12 protein-coding genes are annotated in these 14,926 nt (G+C 69.9%); 6 read left to right on the top strand and 6 right to left on the bottom strand.

The genetic code is table 11. From position 1 onward, the window contains the following. Positions 1-71: 71 nt before the first annotated feature. The gene (locus AB0915_RS02105) at positions 72-1,361 is read left to right on the top strand and encodes a citrate synthase (RefSeq protein ID WP_366689246.1); all 1,290 of its coding nucleotides are present in this window, start codon (positions 72-74) and stop codon (positions 1,359-1,361) included. A 488-nt stretch (positions 1,362-1,849) separates the two neighbouring features. Here the strand turns inward: AB0915_RS02105 and AB0915_RS02110 are convergent, their stop codons facing one another. From AB0915_RS02110 to AB0915_RS02120, 3 genes are all read right to left on the bottom strand, one after another. After that, positions 1,850-4,276, bottom strand: a complete 2,427-nt coding sequence (locus AB0915_RS02110; protein WP_366689247.1) for a heavy metal translocating P-type ATPase — start codon at positions 4,274-4,276, stop codon at positions 1,850-1,852. Between the two features lie 146 nt (positions 4,277-4,422). Then, positions 4,423-4,731, bottom strand: coding sequence for a heavy-metal-associated domain-containing protein (locus AB0915_RS02115; RefSeq protein ID WP_366689248.1), 309 nt, complete (start codon positions 4,729-4,731; stop codon positions 4,423-4,425). Positions 4,732-4,866: 135 nt separating this feature from the next. Further along, on the bottom strand, positions 4,867-5,613 hold the full coding sequence (locus tag AB0915_RS02120; RefSeq protein ID WP_366689305.1) for a TetR/AcrR family transcriptional regulator: 747 nt from the start codon (positions 5,611-5,613) through the stop codon (positions 4,867-4,869). Between the two features lie 151 nt (positions 5,614-5,764). Here AB0915_RS02120 and AB0915_RS02125 point away from each other — a divergent pair, with 151 nt between their 5' ends. Further along, positions 5,765-7,993: an MMPL family transporter gene (locus tag AB0915_RS02125; RefSeq protein WP_366689249.1), complete on the top strand. Its 2,229-nt coding sequence runs from the start codon at positions 5,765-5,767 to the stop codon at positions 7,991-7,993. A gap of 78 nt (positions 7,994-8,071) precedes the next feature. Here the strand turns inward: AB0915_RS02125 and AB0915_RS02130 are convergent, their stop codons facing one another. From AB0915_RS02130 to AB0915_RS02140, 3 genes are all read right to left on the bottom strand, one after another. Beyond that, on the bottom strand, positions 8,072-8,269 hold the full coding sequence (locus AB0915_RS02130; RefSeq protein WP_037694159.1) for an AlpA family transcriptional regulator: 198 nt from the start codon (positions 8,267-8,269) through the stop codon (positions 8,072-8,074). A 271-nt stretch (positions 8,270-8,540) separates the two neighbouring features. After that, entirely contained in the window at positions 8,541-8,918 is a 378-nt protein-coding gene (locus tag AB0915_RS02135) for a peptidoglycan-binding protein (RefSeq protein WP_366689250.1), read from the bottom strand. 86 nt (positions 8,919-9,004) lie between these two features. Next, a complete protein-coding gene (locus tag AB0915_RS02140) occupies positions 9,005-9,967 on the bottom strand; it encodes a sugar phosphate isomerase/epimerase (protein WP_366689251.1) in 963 nt (320 codons plus the stop codon). A 133-nt stretch (positions 9,968-10,100) separates the two neighbouring features. On the opposite strand from AB0915_RS02140, the gene iolC reads away from it, so the two are divergent. From iolC to iolD, 4 genes are read left to right on the top strand one after another with little or no spacing between them, the layout of a single operon-like run. Continuing rightward, positions 10,101-11,171, top strand: a complete 1,071-nt coding sequence (iolC, locus tag AB0915_RS02145; RefSeq protein ID WP_366689252.1) for a 5-dehydro-2-deoxygluconokinase — start codon at positions 10,101-10,103, stop codon at positions 11,169-11,171. After that, complete coding sequence (locus AB0915_RS02150) at positions 11,168-12,055, top strand: deoxyribose-phosphate aldolase (protein ID WP_366689253.1); 888 nt, start codon at positions 11,168-11,170, stop codon at positions 12,053-12,055. Before iolC ends, AB0915_RS02150 begins: the two co-directional genes overlap by 4 nt. A gap of 30 nt (positions 12,056-12,085) precedes the next feature. Next, the gene (gene iolB, locus AB0915_RS02155; protein WP_366689254.1) at positions 12,086-13,030 is read left to right on the top strand and encodes a 5-deoxy-glucuronate isomerase; all 945 of its coding nucleotides are present in this window, start codon (positions 12,086-12,088) and stop codon (positions 13,028-13,030) included. Further along, the gene (gene iolD / locus AB0915_RS02160) at positions 13,027-14,907 is read left to right on the top strand and encodes a 3D-(3,5/4)-trihydroxycyclohexane-1,2-dione acylhydrolase (decyclizing) (RefSeq protein ID WP_366689255.1); all 1,881 of its coding nucleotides are present in this window, start codon (positions 13,027-13,029) and stop codon (positions 14,905-14,907) included. Before iolB ends, iolD begins: the two co-directional genes overlap by 4 nt. The last annotated feature ends 19 nt before the right edge of the window (positions 14,908-14,926 follow it).

The raw sequence follows: 14,926 nt of genomic DNA on the forward strand, positions 1-14,926 counted from the left end.
GAGCCAAATGGAGGAGGGTGGAGACAGTCAGGGAATCTCGAAGTAGAGCCACTACGTCGGTGAGGGATGACGTGAGCGACAACTCTGTAGTACTGCGGTACGGCGATGGCGAGTACACCTACCCGGTGATCGACAGCACCGTCGGCGACAAGGGCTTCGACATCGGGAAGCTCCGGGCCAATACCGGCCTGGTGACGCTGGACAGCGGATACGGCAACACCGCCGCATATAAATCCGCCATCACCTACCTTGACGGCGAGCAGGGCATCCTGCGGTACCGCGGCTATCCCATCGAGCAGCTCGCCGAGCGCTCGACGTTCCTGGAAGTCGCGTACACGCTCATCAACGGTGAGCTTCCCAAGGTCGACCAGTTGTCGACCTTCAAGAACGAGATCACCCAGCACACGCTGCTGCACGAGGACGTCAAGCGGTTCTTCGACGGCTTCCCGCGCGACGCCCACCCGATGGCCATGCTGTCCTCGGTCGTCAGCGCGCTGTCCACGTTCTACCAGGACAGCCACAACCCGTTCGACGAGGAGCAGCGCCACCTCTCGACGATCCGCCTGCTGGCCAAGCTGCCGACGATCGCCGCGTACGCGTACAAGAAGTCGATCGGTCACCCCTTCGTCTACCCGCGCAACGACCTCGGGTACGTCGAGAACTTCCTGCGGATGACCTTCTCGGTCCCCGCCCAGGAGTACGAGCTGGACCCGGTCGTCGTCTCCGCGCTCGACAAGCTGCTCATCCTGCACGCGGACCACGAGCAGAACTGTTCGACCTCCACCGTGCGTCTGGTCGGCTCCTCGCAGGCGAACATGTTCGCCTCGATCTCCGCCGGTATCTCGGCGCTGTGGGGCCCGCTGCACGGTGGCGCCAACCAGTCGGTGCTGGAGATGCTCGAGGGCATCCAGGCCAACGGTGGCGACGTCGACTCCTTCATCCGCAAGGTGAAGAACAAGGAGGACGGCGTACGGCTGATGGGCTTCGGTCACCGCGTCTACAAGTCCTTCGACCCGCGCGCCAAGATCATCAAGGCTGCGGCCCACGACGTGCTGTCGGCGCTCGGCAAGTCCGACGAGCTGCTCGACATCGCGCTGAAGCTGGAGGAGCACGCGCTCTCCGACGAGTACTTCGTCTCGCGCAACCTCTACCCCAACGTGGACTTCTACACGGGTCTGATCTACCGGGCCATGGGCTTCCCGACCGAGATGTTCACCGTGCTCTTCGCGCTCGGCCGGCTCCCCGGCTGGATCGCCCAGTGGCACGAGATGATCAAGGAGCCGGGATCCCGCATCGGCCGCCCGCGCCAGATCTACACCGGCGAGGTCCTGCGCGACTTCGTCCCGGTCGAGAGCCGCTGAATCTCGTAGCACCCCTGCACCACCCCGGCCGCAGCGGCCGGGCTGCCTTCGCCCCGTGTACCGCGCTTTCGCACAGAGCGCGGTGTCCGGGGCGATTCGCGTACTCGGCCCGCCCCGCATGGAGCGAGAAGCGCCCCGCCATCGATCCCCCCACGGGCCGACAGCGAGGCGCTTCCCATATCCCGGAGCGGATTCCCCCCACGGGATCCGGCCGGGCGTCTGCGGGAGCCGAAGCTCCTGGGTATTCCTCGGTACTGCTGCATCACGTCACTGCGGTTGCACGTCTCGCGGTCTGCCGGGGTACGTACTTTCGGGAGGGCCGCTCAAAGCTCCCCGGTGCACGTGCCCCGGCCAACGCTTGCCTGAAGCATCCCCCAAGACGCTTCGTCGGACGTCCCCCAAGACATCCTTGGCATCGCACTCTTAGACTCGCGAACCCACCGGATGGTTACCCTCAAACCGATGTGATCTAGATCTCTTTGTGGAAATCACGTGAAGGCGCGCAACCGCAGGCTGTTCGTCACGACGAAGACCGATGAGAAGGCCATCGCCGCTCCGGCAATCATAGGGTTGAGCAGGCCAAACGCCGCAAGGGGTAGGGCGGCAACGTTGTAGCCAAATGCCCAGAAAAGGTTGCCCTCGATCGTGGTCAGGGTGCGCCGTGAGAGCCGGATGGCATCGGCGGCCACCTTGAGATCTCCACGAACGAGGGTGAGATCGCTCGCCTCGATCGCGGCGTCCGTGCCGGTGCCCATGGCCAGCCCGAGGTCGGCGGTGGCGAGGGCCGCCGCGTCGTTGACACCGTCCCCGACCATCGCGACCGAACAGCCCTCTGCCCGGAGCCGCTCGATGACGTGCACCTTCTCCTCGGGGAGCACCTCGGCGTAGACCTCGTCGATGCCGACGGCACGGGCGACGGCGTCCGCCACGGCCCGGTTGTCGCCGGTCAGCAGCACCGGCCTGAGGCCGAGGGCGCGCAGCTCGGCGACGGCTGTCGCACTGGAGTCCTTGATCGCGTCGGCGACCCCGAGAACGCCACGCGCCTCGCCGTCCCAGGCGACCACGATGGACGTACGTCCCTGGGCCGCCGCGTCCGCGAGGGAGCCGGACAGTGCCTCGGGGACGGCGATCCCGGCGTCGGTGAGCAGCTGGGGGCGTCCGACGAGCACCTGGTGCCCGTCAACGGTGCCGCGTACCCCGAGCCCCGGGACGTTGGCGAAGGACTGGACGGCGGGGAGCGCGGCCCCGGTGCGTTCGGCGGCGCCGGTGGCGACGGCCTGGGCGATCGGGTGCTCGGAGGCGTGCTCCAGGGCGCCGGCCAGCCGCAGCAGCTGCGTCGCGTCGGTGCCGGGCGCCACGTGGACGTCCAGCAGCATCATCCGGCCGGTGGTGACCGTGCCGGTCTTGTCCAGGACGATCGTGTCGATACGCCGCGTGGTCTCCAGGACCTCCGGGCCCTTGATCAGGATGCCGAGCTGCGCGCCGCGCCCGGTCCCCACCATGAGCGCGGTGGGAGTGGCGAGGCCGAGCGCGCAGGGGCAGGCGATGATCAGTACGGCGACGGCGGCGGTGAACGAGGCTGTCACGTCGTCCGTGAACAGCAGCCAGACGACCAGGGTGACCAGCGCGAGCAGCAGGACGACCGGGACGAAGACCGCGGAGATCCGGTCGGCGAGACGCTGCACCTCGGCCTTTCCGTTCTGGGCGTCCTCGACGAGCCTGGCCATCCGGGACAGCTGGGTGTCGGCGCCGATCCGGGTGGCGCGCACGACGAGGCGGCCCGAGACATTGACGGTGGCGCCGGTGACGGAGTCCCCGACGTTCACATCGACCGGAACGGACTCGCCGGTGAGCATCGACGCGTCCACGGCGGAGGTGCCCTCGGTGACGGTGCCGTCGGTGGCGATCTTCTCGCCGGGACGGACCACGAAGTGGTCGCCGACGGTGAGCCGGGCGACGGGGACGCGCACTTCGGTGCCATCCCTGAGGACGGAGACGTCCTTCGCGCCCAGGTGCATCAGCGCACGCAGCGCGGAACCGGCCTTGCGCTTGGACTTCGTCTCCAGATAGCGGCCCAGCAGGATGAAGGTGATGACCCCGGCGGCCACTTCCAGATAGATGGTGGAGGAGCTTTCCCCGAGCTCTCGGCTCCGCTCGAGCAGGGGAGACCCCACTGCGCGTGAGGCCGAGAAGTCGAAGCCGTGCCGCATCCCGGTCATGCCCGCGTCCCCGAAGAACAGCGCCCAGAGCGACCAGCCGAACGCGGCGAGCGTGCCGACGGAGACGAGGGTGTCCATGGTGGCCGCGCCGTGCCGGAGGTTGGTCCAGGTGGCGCGGTGGAAGGGCAGTCCGCCCCAGACGGCCACGGGGGCGGCGAGCGTGAGGGAGAGCCACTGCCAGTTGTCGAACTGGAGGGACGGGACCATGGCCAGGAGCACGACGGGGGCGGCGAGGACGGCCGAGACGACCAGCCGCTGCCGCAGGGCGGCGAGGGCGTCGGCCGCGCTGCGCTCGGCTTCGCTTTCCTCCGGCGCGGTGTCGGTGTCCGCCGCCTCTTCGGTGTCCCGGATCTGTCGGGTATCTTCGGTCCGCTCGACCTCGGTGGGGCCGGTGGCCGCGGGCGGCGAGAGCGTTTCAGCGGGCAGCGGGGGCGGCGTCGGCGCGGGCCGTTGTACCGGCTGTGCGGTGTATCCGGTCTTCTCGACCGTGGCGATCAGGTCGGCCAGCCGGGTCCCGGCACCGAACGCGACGCGCGCTTTCTCTGTCGCGTAGTTCACGGACGCGGTGACGCCGTCCATCCGGTTGAGCTTCTTCTCGACGCGGGCCGCGCACGAGGCGCAGGTCATCCCGCCGATCGTGAGTTCCGCTTCCGAACTTGCGACTGCCGGGGCTTCGGCCTCTGTTGCGCTGTGCATGTCCGAACTCCTGAAATGCCGACCGGGCCGTGACTCACCAGTATCTGCTGGTCGGTCCGGCCCGGTGGCGCAAGGGGTGGTGCAGGTGATGCGGGTGATGCTGGTGGTGCGGGTCCGTGGGGTGTCCGGGTGGGCCCGGACGGCGCTCAGACCTGGCCGGCGAGCTCGTAACCCGCCTCGTCGACCGCGGCGCGGACGGCGTCCTCGGACAGCGGCGCCTTGGAGACGACGGTCACCTCTCCGGTGGAGGCCACGGCCTTCACGGAGGTGACGCCCTCGATGCCGGAGATCTCCTCGGAGACGGCGCCTTCGCAGTGCCCGCAGGTCATGCCCGTCACCCGGTAGACGGTGGTGACTGCACCTGCCGTTGCTTCGGTGCCCGCCCCGTCCTGGCAGGAGCCGCCGGGCGAGCAGCAGGAGCCGGTGGCCTGGGGGAGCTGGGTCTCGGCGGTCATGGTGTTCTCCTCTTCGACGCGTACAGCTTCAACGTGGCGCCAGGGAGCCCAGGGAAGACCGGTGCGCCCCAACACGTAGAACTCTATACCCCTAGGGGGTATGAATGCGAGGGGGGGGTGATGTCGCTTCGCGTGCTATCGGCCATTCGGTGGAGCGGCGGCCGGGGCGGACGAGGGGGTCCGGAGGGTCCGGTCGCCGACCAGTGGCTCGAGGTAGCGGAGGAGTACGGTCTTCAGCTCCCTGATGTATGCCTCCCGCTCCTCGCCCTCGTGGGCCATGATCACGTCGAGTCCCGCCTTGAAGAGGATGAAGATCATGGTGGCGATGCGGGTGATCTCGGCGGGCGGCGTGTCCGGGAGGTAGCCGCCGAGGATGGCCTCGACCCGGGAGAGCATCGTCGTGTGCAGGGTGTCGTGCTCGTGGATGATCACGCCGGGGATCTCGGAGCCGTGCATCAGGACGGTGAAGGCCGGATTCTCGCAGTTGAACGTGATCAGCGGGTCGAGGGTGGCGTCCAGCATCTGGTCGAGGGGAAGTGCCAGATTGTCCGGCAGGAAGGCCGCTCCGTACGTCTCGCGCCAGCGTTCGAGGAGCTGGTCGCCGAGCTCGACGGCGATGGCCTCCTTGTTCGGGAAGAACTGGTAGAGCGTGCCGGGCGAGACGCCGGCCTCGCGGGCGATGGCGTTGGTGCTCGCCGCGGTGTAGCCGGTCGAGCAGAAGACGCTGGCGGCCGCTTTGAGGAGCTGGGCGATGCGGGCTTCGCCGCGGGCCTGACGGCGGCGAGGCCGGCCGGCGGTGGTGTCCGCGCGCCCGTCGGCGCGCGCGTCCCCGGTGGCGTCCTTGCTCCCGGCGGCTCCGGATCTGGCCTCCGACACGATAATCCCCAGCTTTCCTCACGCGTTTGACAAACGCGAGTGGGCGCTCGCATTCTTGTGAAACGCGAGCGATGACTCGTGTTTGCCAGTGTATGTGGCAACGAGTGACCCATGCTGCCCTGTGCCGCCCGGGTCTGGGGGAAGGGGACATCGCACCATGCCTCAAGTCAACCGCCCGGAGCGCCTGGGGGGCTGGACCCGGTTCGTCACCGCGCGGCCGCGGCTCGCGCTGCTGGCCGCCCTGGTGATCACGGCGCTCGCGGTGTTCGCGGGCAGCGGCGTCGCCGACCGGATGGGCAGCGGTGGCTGGGAGGCCCCCGACGCCGAGTCCACCTATACGACCAAGGCGCTGGAGCGCGAGTTTCCCGCGTCCCAGCCCAACCTGCTGCTGCTGGTCGACAGCGGCAGCACTTCCGTGGACGACCCCGCGGTGGCCGCCGAGGCCGCACGGCTCACCGAGGAGCTGGCTGCGGAGAAGGACATCACGGGCGTCGGTTCGTACTGGCAGAGCAAGTCGCCCGCGCTCCGCGCCAAGGACGGGCGGGAGGCGTTGATCGCGGCCAGGATCGAGGGCCACGACAAGGCGGTGGGCGAGGTCCTGGACCGGATAGCACCCACCTACCGAGGGGTGCACGGCCCGGTGAAGGTCTCGGTCGGCGGCCCCGTCGCCGTACGGCACGAGATGCAGACGATCATTCAGGAAGACTTGCTGCGGGCCGAGATGATCGCCCTCCCGGTCACTCTGGTGCTGCTGGTCATGGTCTTCGGCAGCGCGATCGCGGCCCTGCTGCCGCTCGGGGTCGGCGTCGTCGCGATCCTGGGGACCAACGCCGTGCTGCGGGGCATCACCGAATTCACCGACGTCTCGGTCTTCGCCCAGAACCTCACCACGGCCCTCGGTCTCGGACTCGCCATCGACTACGCCCTGTTCATCGTGCGCCGGTTCCGCGAGGAGCTCGCGGCGGGAGCGGACACCCGGGCGGCGGTGGGCGCGACGCTGCGCACCGCGGGGCGCACGGTGCTGTTCTCCGCGCTGACCGTGGCGGTCTCGCTGGCCGCGATGCTGGTCTTCCCGCAGTACTTCCTCCGCTCGTTCGCCTATGCGGGGATCGCCGTGGTTCTGCTGGCCGCCGCTGCCGCGCTGATCCTGCTGCCGGCCGCGCTGATGCTTCTCGGCACTCGGGTCAACTCCCTGGACCTGCGCCGACTGCTGCGCCGCCGGGGGAGCGAGGCGCACCACGAGCCGGACACCGCGGGCAAGGGGTGGGGGAGGTTCGCGACCCTGGTGATGCGCCGGGCGCCGGTCTTCGCCGCCCTCACCGCCGTGGGCCTGGTCCTGCTCGGACTGCCGTTCCTCGGAGTGAAGTTCGGTACGGCGGACGACCGGCAGCTGCCCGCAGGTGCCGAGTCGCATGTCGTCCAGCAGCACATACGGGACGGCTTCCCCGGCAGCCCCGGCGGCGGCCTCGAAGTCCTCGCGGAGGGCAGCGCGACGCCCGCTCAGTACGCCGACTACCGGAACAGGATCGCTGCACTCCCCGGCGTTCTCCGAGTCGACGGGCCGGTGACGGAGGGGCGGTCCGCATACTTCGGTGTGCTGCCCGAGGGGGAGGCCGTGGGGGAGGAGTCCCAGCAACTCGTACGCGAGCTCCGGGCCCAGCCCGCCCCGTTCGACACCTCGGTGACGGGCGCGGCGGCGGTCCTCGTCGACTCCAAGGACGCCATCGCGGACCGGCTGCCGTGGGCGGTGGGCATCATCGTCCTTGTGACGCTGCTGCTGGTCTTCCTGCTCACCGGCAGCGTGCTCATCCCGCTCCAGGCAGTGGTGCTCAACGCTCTGAGCCTGACAGCGATGTTCGGAGCGGTCGTCTGGGTCTTCCAGGAAGGGCATCTGTCCGGACTGCTCTCCTTCACCAGCACAGGGGACATAGAGACGACCTTGCCCGTACTGATGTTCTGCGTCGCCTTCGGACTCTCCATGGACTACGGGGTGTTCCTGCTCTCCCGGATCAAGGAGGAGTACGACCGCACCGGTGACCACGAGCATTCGGTGACCTTCGGGTTGAGGCACACCGGCGGACTGATCACTGCGGCTGCCGTGATCCTCGCGGTGGTGATGGTCGCCATCGGTACGTCGCGGGTGACCAACACGAAGATGCTCGGCCTCGGCATCGCGCTGGCCGTGCTGATGGACGCCATGGTGGTGCGGAGCCTGCTGGTGCCGTCGGTGATGAAGCTGATGGGCCGGGTGACCTGGTGGGCACCCGCACCGCTGCGGGCCTTCCACCAGCGGTTCGGGCTGAGCGAAGGGGGGTCCGTACCTGCCCCCGCCGAGGACATGTCCGCTGCCGCTCCCGATCGGTACAGGATCAGCGCCGGGGCGTAGAACGGACGGAGGCCCCGTGCGGCGCCGGGTCGCGGTCGCTGTACGGGGCCTGGAACGGACGGAGGGAGGGGGAGGGCGTCAGCCCTTGCGGCCTCGGTTGCTCGGGCGGGCAGCGACCCAGGCGCGGACGGTGTCCGCGTACCAGTAGGGCTTACCGCTCTCCACGTGGTCGGGTGCGGGAAGGAGACCGTGCTTGCGGTACGAGCGAACGGTCTCCGGCTGCACCCGGATGTGCGCGGCAATGTCCTTGTAGGACCAGAGCCTTCTGTCCGTCATAAGTGACACCTCTCTGCGCCGCGGCGGCAGCCGGGGGGCTGTCGGGAGAGCCGCGGCACGGACGCTGACGATCACTCAGCCTGTGTCCGGTGAACGACACGGAGTGACGAGCGGGGAGGGGCTGTTGAATGCCTGTGACGGAAGACCCGCGTAACGCGGACATGTGTGACGAGGGAGTGATATCTGTGACAGAAGGCGTGCATTCGGGCCGGAGTCGGCCAGGGCGCGTTTCGAATGTCCCGCCCGGCAGGCGGGACATTCGAAACACGCCCTACGCGTGCCAGAGCGCGAACCAGGTCCGCGGACCGACCAGGCCGTCCGGGACGAGTGGCGGGTGGTCCGCCTGGAAGCGCCGAACAGCGGCGAGGGTCGTCGTCCCGAAGGTGCCGTCGACGGCACTCCACGGCAGATAGCGGCGGTTGGCCAGAAGGCACTGCACCTCGGAGACCCGTTCGCCCTGCTCGCCGAAGAAGGTCAGCTGATTACCGTCGTAGAACACGCAGGCCGCGCCGGGCGAGAAGAGCGGCTGCTCCGGGGCGTGCCCGGCGGCCCAGGCGCCGGGGGCGGTGGTGAGGGCGGCGGCCAGGGCGAGTGCGGCCAGGGCCGAGGCCCCTGCCGTCCTCGCGGAGAGAGGCGTCTTTCGGATCACGGTGAGTTGCTCCTCGTGCGGTCACGGGGTGCGGAAGGGATCGCACCCGCTTCTCTGCGAGCACAACACCGCACGCCGCCGGGACGTCACATCCGTGCCCGGTTCGGTGTGTCCTGTTCGGGTGCGGGTGTCTGCGCCGGTGTGCCGCAGGAGCGGAGGAAGGCGCGGGTGCGACGGGCGATCGGCAGGGGCTTGTCGGGCGGGCACGGATACATGTCCTGCTCGACGATCGCGAACAGATCGATGTCCAGCCGTCGGGCCGCGTCCAGCACGGGACCCAGGGCGGGTACGCCGTTCGGCGGTTCGCACATGACGCCCCGTGCCACGGCCGGCCCGAACGGCACCTCGTCCGCAACGACTTCGGCCAGGACGTCCGGGTCGACCTGCTTGAGGTGCAGATAGCCGATCCGCTCGCCGTAGGTCTCGATCAGCTTGACGCTGTCCCCGCCGCAGTAGGCGTAGTGGCCGGTGTCGAGACAGAGCGAGACCAGGTCGGGATCGGTGGCGTCGAGGAACCGGTTGACGTTCTCCTCGCTGTCGATATGGGTGTCGGCATGCGGATGGACGACGATCCGCAGTCCGAAACGGTCCCGTACCTCGCGGCCCAGCCGCTCCGTCTGCGTGGTGAGGTGGCGCCACTGCTGCGCGGTGAGAGTGCGGTCCTCAAGGATCTCGCCGGTCTTGTCGTCGCGCCAGAACGACGGGATGACCACCAGATGCCCGGCACCCATCGCCCGGGTGAGTGCCGCGATGTCGGCGACATGCGCCCAGGTCCGTTCCCAGACGTCCGGGCCGTGGTGCAATCCGGTGAAAACGGTGCCCGCGGAGACGGTGAGTCCGCGGCGGCCGGTCTCCTCGGCGAGGCGGGCCGGTTCGGTCGGGAGGTAGCCGTACGGGCCCAGCTCGATCCACTCGTAACCCGCCTCGGACACCTCGTCGAGGAAGCGCTGCCACGGCACTTGGCGGGGATCGTCGGGGAACCAGACCCCCCAGGAGTCGGGTGCCGAGCCGATGCGGATGCGGGCCGGAGCGGAAGCGGAGGAGGTCATGCGGCCAAGAATTCGGCGCCGGAAGACGAGTGTCAAGAGAACGTCCTTATGTCCGGACAAAATGTTGACAGGGTTCCGAAGAGAGGGCTAGACCTGGGGGCAGCCGCTCCGGTCGCCGGTCGAAGGGACGTGTATGCCCGAGATGTACGACGTGATCACCATGGGGCGGATCGGGGTGGACCTCTACCCCCTGCAGACCGGACGGCCGCTGGCTCAGGTCGACACGTTCGGGAAGTTCCTCGGCGGCTCACCGGCCAATGTGGCTGTTGCGGCCGCCCGGCTCGGCCGGCGGACGGCGGTGGTGACACGCACCGGCCGGGACGCGTTCGGGGACTATCTCCACCAGCAGTTGCTCGAGTTCGGGGTGGACGACCGATGGGTGACGTCTGTCGACGCGTATCCGACGCCGGTGACCTTCTGCGAGATCTTTCCGCCGGACGACTTCCCCCTCTACTTCTACCGCCTGCCCAAGGCGCCCGACCTGGAGATCCACGAAGCGGAACTCGACCTGGACGCGATCCGGGCGGCCCGGGTCTTCTGGATGACCGGCACCGGACTGTGCGCGGAACCCAGCCGCACGGCGACGCTGGCGGCGTTGCGCGCCAGGAGCGAGGCGCGGTCGGAGTCCGGCAACGAGCGAGGCCTTGCGCCGGGTTGCTGCACGGTCTTCGACCTGGACTGGCGCCCGATGTTCTGGACCCACGAGCCCGATCACCCCGGCGCGGACCACCTCGTGGCCCCCACGGCCACCGCGCGCTACCGCGAGGCCCTCGCCCACGCCACCGTCGCCGTCGGCAATCTCGACGAGTGCCGGATCGCCACCGGGGAACGCGAGCCGTATGCGGCCGCCCGCGCCCTGCTTGCCGCCGGGGTCGAGCTCGCCGTCGTCAAGCAGGGCCCCAAGGGTGTCCTCGCCGTCCACCGGGACGGCACCGTCGCCGACGTCCCGCCCCTGCCCGTGGACGTCGTCAACGGCCTCGGCGCCGGAGACGCCTTCGGCGGGGCGCTCTGCCACGGGCTGCTCGCCGGCTGGGAGACCGAGCGCATCATGCGGTACGCCAACGCGGCCGGCGCCATCGTCGCCTCCCGGCTCGCCTGTTCGCCCGCCATGCCCTTCCCCCACGAGGTGGAAGAGGCACTCGTCCGCGGCGCCGTCACCGCCGGCGAACGCGAACCCGGAACCGGGCCCGGGGTGGTCTCATGACACCCGCGGCCTCCTCCGTGGCCGACCTCGTACGGCTGCGCGTGCGCCACCCCGAAGCCGTCGCCGAGGCCGCCGCCCGCCGCCGCAGACGACCCCTCGTCGGTGACAGCGGGCGCCTGATGATCATCGCGGCGGACCATCCGGCCCGCGGCTCCTTCGCCGCCGGCGGGCACGAACTGGCCATGGCCAACCGGTTCGAGCTCCTGGAGCGGCTCTGCCTCGCCCTCTCCCGCCCCGGCGTCGACGGTGTCCTCGGTACCGCCGACATCCTCGACGACCTGCTGCTCCTCGGCGCGTTGGAGGACAAGGTCGTCATCGGCTCGATGAACCGCGGCGGACTCGCGGGCGCCTCCTTCGAACTCGACGACCGCTTCACCGGCCACCGCCCCGACGACCTCGCCCGGCTCCGCTTCGACGCGGGCAAGCTGCTGCTCCGCATCGACTACGACGACCCCGGCTCCCTCGACACCATGCACGCCACCGCCCGCGCCGTCGACGCCATGGCCGCGCACCGGCTGCCGGTCTTCGTCGAGCCGTTCCTCTGCCGCCGGGTCGACGGCAAGGTCCGCAACGACCTCGGCGCGGCCGCGGTGACCACGTCGATCGCCATCGCCTCGGGGCTCGCGGGCACCTCCGCGTACACCTGGCTCAAGGTCCCCGTCACCGAGAACCCCGACCACATGGCGCGCGTGATGGAGACATCGACGCTGCCTGCCGTGCTGCTGGGCGGCGAGGTGGGCGGCGACCAGGAGGGCGCGTACGAGAAATGGCGTGGCGCGCTGCGACTTCCCACCGTTCAGGGGCTGGTGGTGGGGAGGTCGCTGCTCTATCCGGTCGACGGGGATGTGGCCGGTGCCGTCGACACGGCCGTGGCACTGCTGTAGCGAGTGGACAGGGACGGGTAGGGAGAAGGCATGACGACGGACCATGAGGAACGCGTACGGGAACGGCCTGGGCACCGGTGGCATCTGCCCGCGGGCAGCGCGGCGGAGGCACCGTACGCCCTGGACATCGATCCGAAGCGGGCCGGCTGGGACCGGTCGAGCCTGCGTGTGGTGGAGCTGCGGCCCGGCGGTGTTCACACACTTGTCACCGGGGAGAGTGAGTGGATCGTCCTTCCATTGACCGGTGGCTGTACGGTGCACACCTCAGGTGAGATCTTTGAACTGCTGGGCCGGGAAAGCGTGTTCAGCGGGGTATCCGACTTCGCCTACGTACCACGCGACGCCCATGCGCAGATCGCCTCCGGCGCAGGAGGCCGCTTCGCCCTGGCAGGAGCGAAGTGCGAGCGACGACTCCCCGCTCGCTACGGCCCCGCGCCGGAGGTACCCGTGGAGCTGCGCGGCGCCGGGACCTGCTCGCGCCAGGTCAACAACTTCGCCGCCGCCGACACATTCGAGTGCGACCGGCTGATCGCCGTCGAGGTCCTCACCCCGGGCGGCAACTGGTCCTCCTATCCGCCGCACAAACATGACGAGCACCGCCCCGGAGCCGAGTCGGTCCTCGAAGAGATCTACTACTTCGAGATCCAGGAGCGGGGCGGCACGGCCGGGTTCGGCTATCACCGTGTCTCCCCGTCCCGGCACGGCGGCACGGATGTCCTCGCCGAGGTCCGCAGCGGCGACGCGGTCCTGATCCCCGACGGCTGGCACGGCCCGTCCATCGCCGCCCCCGGCCACACCATGTACTACCTCAATGTGATGGCCGGCCCGGGGGAGCAGCGGGAGTGGCTGATCAGCGACCACCCCGATCACGGCTGGATCCGCGACACCTGGCCGGCGCAGCCGGTCGACCCCCGGCTCCCGCTCCACGGACTCCCCGGCCCCTCCGGTATCTCCGGTCAGGAGGCATCCCGATGAGCACCCGCAGGCTCACCACCGCCCAGGCCCTGGTCTCCTTCCTCGCCCGCCAGTACACCGAGCGCGACGGCCGGCGGCACCGTCTGATCAGCGCCACCTGGGGCATCTTCGGCCACGGCAACGTCGCCGGAGTCGGCCAGGCACTGCTGGAGACCGGGCCCTCCATGCCCTACCTCCAGGGCCGCAACGAGCAGTCCATGGTGCACGCCGCCGTCGGGTACGCCCGCCAGTCCGGCCGGCTCTCCGCACACGCCGTCACCACGTCCATCGGCCCCGGCGCCACCAACCTCGTCACCGGTGCCGCCCTCGCCACGATCAATCACCTCCCCGTCCTGCTCCTGCCCGGCGACACCTTCGCGACCCGCCCCGCCGACCCCGTCCTGCAACAGCTCGAAATCCCGTCCGCCGGCGATGTCTCCGTCAACGACTGTCTGCGCCCCGTGTCCCGCTACTTCGACCGGATCACCCGCCCCGAGGCGCTCGTCCCGGCCGCCCTCCAGGCGATGCGGATCCTCGCCGACCCGGCGGAAACCGGCGCGGTCACGCTCGCGCTGCCGCAGGACGTCCAGGCGGAGGCGTACGACTGGCCGGAGGAGTTCTTCACCGAGCGCATCTGGTACGTACGCCGGCCCGCGCCCGACGCCCATGAGCTGGACCAGGCGGTACGGGCCGTGCGCACTGCCCGCCGACCGCTGATCGTCGCAGGCGGAGGCGTCCACCACAGCGGCGCCGAGGAGACCCTCGCCGCGTTCGCCGCCGCCACCCGGATCCCGGTCGCCTCCACCCAGGCGGGCAAGGGCTCGCTGCGCCACGACCATCCCGCCGATGTCGGCGGCGTCGGCTCGACCGGCACCGCGGCCGCCGACGACCTGGCCCGCAGCGCCGACCTGGTCATCGGCATCGGCACCCGCTACTCCGACTTCACCACCGCCTCCGCCACGCTCTTCTCCAACCCGGCGGTCCGCTTCCTGAACCTCAACATCACCGGCTTCGACGCCCACAAGCTCGCCGCGCTCCCGCTCGTCGCAGACGCCCGCACCGCCCTCGAAGCACTGACCGGGGCACTGAACGGGCGGAACTACCGCGTCGACCCGGCGTACGAGACCGAGTACACCGAGGCGAAGGAGCGCTGGGAGCAGCGCGTCGACGCCGCGTTCGCCGCAGACGACCCCCACGCCCGGCCCACCCAGGCCCAGGTCCTCGGCGTCCTCGACACCCTGGTCACCGACGACGACATCCTGATCAACGCCGCGGGTTCGCTCCCCGGCGACCTGCACAAGCTGTGGCGGACCCGCTCCCGGCGCCAGTACCACGTGGAGTACGGCTACTCCTGCATGGGATACGAGATCCCGGCCGCGATCGGCGTACAGCTGGCCGCCCCCGGCCGTCCCGTCTGGGCGCTCGTCGGCGACGGCACCTACTTGATGAACCCCACCGAGATCGTCACCGCCGTGCAGGAGAACCTCCCGATCAAGGTCGTCGTCCTGCAGAACCACGGCTACGCCTCCATCGGCGGGCTCTCCGAGACGGTCGGCGGCGAACGCTTCGGCACGGCCTACCGGCACCGAAGCGCCGACGGGAGTTTCACCGGCCCCCCGCTGCCCGTCGATCTCGCCGCCAACGCGGCCTCCCTCGGAATGCGAGTGCTGCGCGCGAAGACCGTCCATGACCTGCGCGAAGCCCTCACCGAGGCACGGAGTGCGGACCGCCCCACTTGTGTCTACGTCGAGACCGAAACGGCAGACACAGTGTCGGGCCCCCCTCCGGCGCAGGCGTGGTGGGATGTTCCTGTAGCCGAAACGGCCACCCGCCCGTCGGCGGTAAAAGCCCGGGAAGACTACGACCGGCAAGTCGCAGCCCGACGCCGCCACCTCTGAAGGCCTGAAGGAGTTTCGT

The sequence above is a fragment of the Streptomyces sp. NPDC048411 genome (assembly GCF_040704695.1).
GTDB lineage: Bacteria > Actinomycetota > Actinomycetes > Streptomycetales > Streptomycetaceae > Streptomyces.

Coding starts and splice junctions, on each gene's coding strand:
- iolC (WP_366689252.1), top strand. CDS start 10,101: ATGCCCGAGATGTACGACGTGATCACCATGGGGCGGATCGGGGTGGAC.
- AB0915_RS02110 (WP_366689247.1), bottom strand. CDS start 4,276: ATGCACAGCGCAACAGAGGCCGAAGCCCCGGCAGTCGCAAGTTCGGAA.
- AB0915_RS02125 (WP_366689249.1), top strand. CDS start 5,765: ATGCCTCAAGTCAACCGCCCGGAGCGCCTGGGGGGCTGGACCCGGTTC.
- iolB (WP_366689254.1), top strand. CDS start 12,086: ATGACGACGGACCATGAGGAACGCGTACGGGAACGGCCTGGGCACCGG.
- iolD (WP_366689255.1), top strand. CDS start 13,027: ATGAGCACCCGCAGGCTCACCACCGCCCAGGCCCTGGTCTCCTTCCTC.
- AB0915_RS02130 (WP_037694159.1), bottom strand. CDS start 8,269: ATGACGGACAGAAGGCTCTGGTCCTACAAGGACATTGCCGCGCACATC.
- AB0915_RS02150 (WP_366689253.1), top strand. CDS start 11,168: ATGACACCCGCGGCCTCCTCCGTGGCCGACCTCGTACGGCTGCGCGTG.
- AB0915_RS02115 (WP_366689248.1), bottom strand. CDS start 4,731: ATGACCGCCGAGACCCAGCTCCCCCAGGCCACCGGCTCCTGCTGCTCG.
- AB0915_RS02140 (WP_366689251.1), bottom strand. CDS start 9,967: ATGACCTCCTCCGCTTCCGCTCCGGCCCGCATCCGCATCGGCTCGGCA.